Genomic DNA, 3,394 nt, shown 5'->3' with positions numbered 1-3,394 from the left:
CTGCTTCCCTGCTGGGGGAGCAGGCCCGACGGCGTCTCGTGCCCCTGGGGCACGGGTACGGCCCAGGGGATTCTCAGCCGGACGGGGTACTGTCGGCGCGTGAGCCCCAGCACCCCCGCCCCCGACGTGAACGCGACCCCTGACGGCCCCGTTCCCGCCGCTTCACCGGAGACCGGCGCAGCCGTACCGGCCGCCCCAGCACGTCTGACCACGCCGGCTGCCACGGACGCCGCGTCGACCGACCCCAGGGACGCGAACGACGGCGGCATCCGCGGCGACGAGGTCGAGATCGACTCGATGATCGACCCGACGACGATCCGTCGCGCACCCCGCTACAAGGCGTTCTTCACGACGGGTGCTCTGGTCGGGGTCGTCCTGGGGCTGTGCCTCGGGATCACGTGGCTCGGCTCCCCGGAGTCCCGCGGCGTGCTCAAGCCCGGCGTCTACCTCACGGTCGTCGTGCTGGGGACGACGACGCTCACGACGCTCGTCGCGGGCGCCCTGGCGATCTGGGCGGACAAGCGCAGCCTGCGCCGCTGAGCGAGCAGGCGGGCCGGATCCTCGTCGTGTCGCTCGGTCCATCCCCTGGGCGTGACTTCGGTCAGCCTGCGACCGTGTGGGACACTGGAGCCGTGGCCCCCCGCGGAGATGGACTTCTCAACCACGACCTCATGCCCGGCGAGAAAGGCCCCCAGGACGCTTGTGGCGTCTTCGGTGTCTGGGCGCCCGGCGAAGAGGTCGCCAAGCTTGCCTACTTCGGTCTGTACTCGTTGCAGCACCGCGGTCAGGAGTCGGCCGGGATCGCGACCAGCAATGGTGAGCAGATCCTCGTCTACAAGGACATGGGACTCGTCTCCCAGGTCTTCGACGAGACGGCCCTCAACGCCCTGACGGGGCACATCGCCGTCGGGCACTGCCGGTACTCGACGACCGGCGGCGTGACCTGGGAGAACGCTCAGCCCACGCTGGGCGCGACGTCGTCGGGGACCGTCGCGCTGGGGCACAACGGCAACCTGACCAACTCCGCCGAGCTCGTGAACCTGGTCGCGGAGCGCTACGGCGCTCAGCGCCGCGGCGAGCTGGCCCGGGGCAACACGACCGACACGGCCCTCATCACCGCGCTCTTCGCCGGAGACGACGACCACTCGCTCGAGGCCACCGCGATGGAGGTCCTCCCGAGGCTCCGCGGCGCCTTCAGCCTCGTCTTCATGGACGAGAAGACGCTCTACGCCGCGCGCGACCCGCAGGGCGTGCGCCCGCTCGTCCTGGGACGTCTGGAGCGCGGCTGGGTCGTCGCGAGCGAGACCCCGGCCCTGGACATCGTGGGTGCGTCGTTCGTCCGTGAGGTGGAGCCGGGCGAGCTCATCGCGATCGACGGCGAAGGCCTGCGCTCTCAGCGCTTCGCTCCGGTCGAGCGTGCGGGCTGCGTCTTCGAGTACGTGTACCTGGCCCGTCCGGACACCTCGATCAACGGGCGCTCGGTGCACGCCGCGCGCGTGGAGATGGGCCGCCAGCTGGCTCGCGAGCACGGCATCGACGCGGACCTCGTGATCCCGGTCCCCGAGTCCGGCACGCCCGCGGCCGTCGGCTACGCACAGGAGTCGGGCATCCCGTTCGGCCAGGGGCTGACGAAGAACGCGTACGTCGGTCGCACCTTCATCCAGCCGTCGGACACGCTGCGCCAGCTCGGTATCCGGCTCAAGCTCAACCCGCTCCGCGACGTCATCCGGGGCAAGCGTCTGGTCGTCGTCGACGACTCGATCGTGCGCGGCAACACCCAGCGCGCCCTGATCCGCATGCTGCGCGAGGCGGGGGCCGCCGAGGTCCACGTCCGCATCAGCTCGCCGCCGGTCAAGTGGCCGTGCTTCTACGGCATCGACTTCGCGTCGCGCGCCGAGCTCATCGCCAACGGCCTGTCGCCCGAGGAGGTGGGCGCCTCGCTCGGCGCCGACACGCTCGGGTACATCTCCGAGGAGGGGATGATCGCGGCGACCGAGCAGTCCGCCTCCCAGCTGTGCACGGCCTGCTTCACCGGGAAGTACCCCATCGAGCTGCCCCCGGACGACCAGCTCGGCAAGCACCTGCTCGAGCAGGCGGAGCTGCCGCTGGGGGCGCCGGAGGACGGGCTGCGCAGCCTCTCCGTGGGAGTCGGCGGCGGGACCGCCCTCGACCACCCCTGACCCCGTACGACGCACCGCCCCACCGGGGCGCGCCGCAACCACCAGGAGTTCATTCGTGTCTGAAGGTCTCACGTACGCCGCAGCCGGTGTCGACACCGAGGCGGGCGACAAGGCCGTCGAGCTGATGAAGGACGCCGTGCGCCGCACGCAGGGCCCGCAGGTCCTCGGGGGCGTGGGCGGGTTCGCCGGGCTCTACGACTTCAGCGAGGTCGCGACCTACACCAAGCCCCTGCTGGCCACCTCGACCGACGGCGTGGGGACCAAGGTCGCGATCGCGCAGGCCATGGACGTCCACGACACGATCGGGTTCGACCTCGTGGGCATGGTCGTCGACGACATCGTCGTGGTGGGGGCCAAGCCGCTCTTCATGACGGACTACATCGCGTGCGGCAAGGTCGTGCCCGAACGCATCGCGGGGATCGTCCGCGGGATCGCGGCGGCGTGCGAGGTCGCCGGCACGGCCCTCGTCGGCGGGGAGACGGCGGAGCACCCGGGTCTCCTGGGCGAGGACGAGTACGACGTCGCGGGTGCCGCGACGGGCGTCGTCGAGGCCGACCGTCTGCTGGGGCCCGAGCGTGTGCGCGAGGGCGACGTCCTCATCGCGCTGGGATCGTCGGGCCTGCACTCGAACGGCTACTCGCTGGTGCGTGCGGTCGTGAAGCACGCGGGCTGGGAGCTGGACCGCGAGGTCGAGGAGTTCGGTCGGACGCTCGGCGAGGAGCTGCTCGAGCCCACGCGCGTCTACGCGAGCGACTGCCTCGCCCTGGCGCACGACGACGCCGCGCAGGTTCACGCCTTCACGCACGTCACGGGTGGTGGGCTCGCGGCGAACCTGGCCCGCGTCCTGCCGGCCGGGCTGGTCGGCACGATCGACCGTGGGTCCTGGGACGTCCCGCCGGTCTTCACGGTGGTCCGCGACCTGGGGAACGTTCCTCGCCGCGACCTGGAGAACACGCTCAACCTCGGTGTGGGCATGGTCGCGATCGTGGGGCAGGACGGTGCTGACGCCGCCCTCGCGCGGTGCGCGGAGCTGGGCCTCACCGCCTGGGTCCTGGGCACCGTCGGCGCCCTGGACGACTCCCTGGCCGCCTCGGCGGGCGGCGAGGACCTCGTGGTCGGCACCAAGGGCGTGCACGCGGGTGCCGTGCGCCTGACGGGCGACTACCGCAACTGACAGGACGACGAAGGCGCGCCCGGCAGCTCAGGCCTAGGCC

General features: G+C 71.8%; 3 protein-coding genes. All 3 read left to right on the top strand.

Features of this window, described 5'->3' with window-relative positions:
- Positions 1 to 99: 99 nt before the first annotated feature.
- The 3 genes from ACFRCR_RS17800 to purM all read left to right on the top strand — a co-directional run bounded on the left by ACFRCR_RS17800 (position 100) and on the right by purM (position 3,354).
- On the top strand, positions 100 to 540 hold the full coding sequence (locus tag ACFRCR_RS17800) for a hypothetical protein (RefSeq protein WP_377679426.1): 441 nt from the start codon (positions 100 to 102) through the stop codon (positions 538 to 540).
- 92 nt (positions 541 to 632) lie between these two features.
- Positions 633 to 2,180 carry an amidophosphoribosyltransferase gene (gene purF, locus ACFRCR_RS17795; protein WP_138826286.1) on the top strand — a complete coding sequence of 516 codons (1,548 nt, stop codon included), beginning with the start codon at positions 633 to 635 and terminating at the stop codon, positions 2,178 to 2,180.
- A gap of 55 nt (positions 2,181 to 2,235) precedes the next feature.
- Positions 2,236 to 3,354, top strand: a complete 1,119-nt coding sequence (gene purM / locus ACFRCR_RS17790; RefSeq protein ID WP_377679423.1) for a phosphoribosylformylglycinamidine cyclo-ligase — start codon at positions 2,236 to 2,238, stop codon at positions 3,352 to 3,354.
- The last annotated feature ends 40 nt before the right edge of the window (positions 3,355 to 3,394 follow it).

This window comes from Oerskovia sp. NPDC056781 (genome assembly GCF_042789955.1).
GTDB lineage: Bacteria > Actinomycetota > Actinomycetes > Actinomycetales > Cellulomonadaceae > Oerskovia > Oerskovia rustica.
The sequence above is the reverse complement of the archived record's forward strand: the minus strand, read 5'-3'. Positions and strand labels throughout refer to the sequence as shown.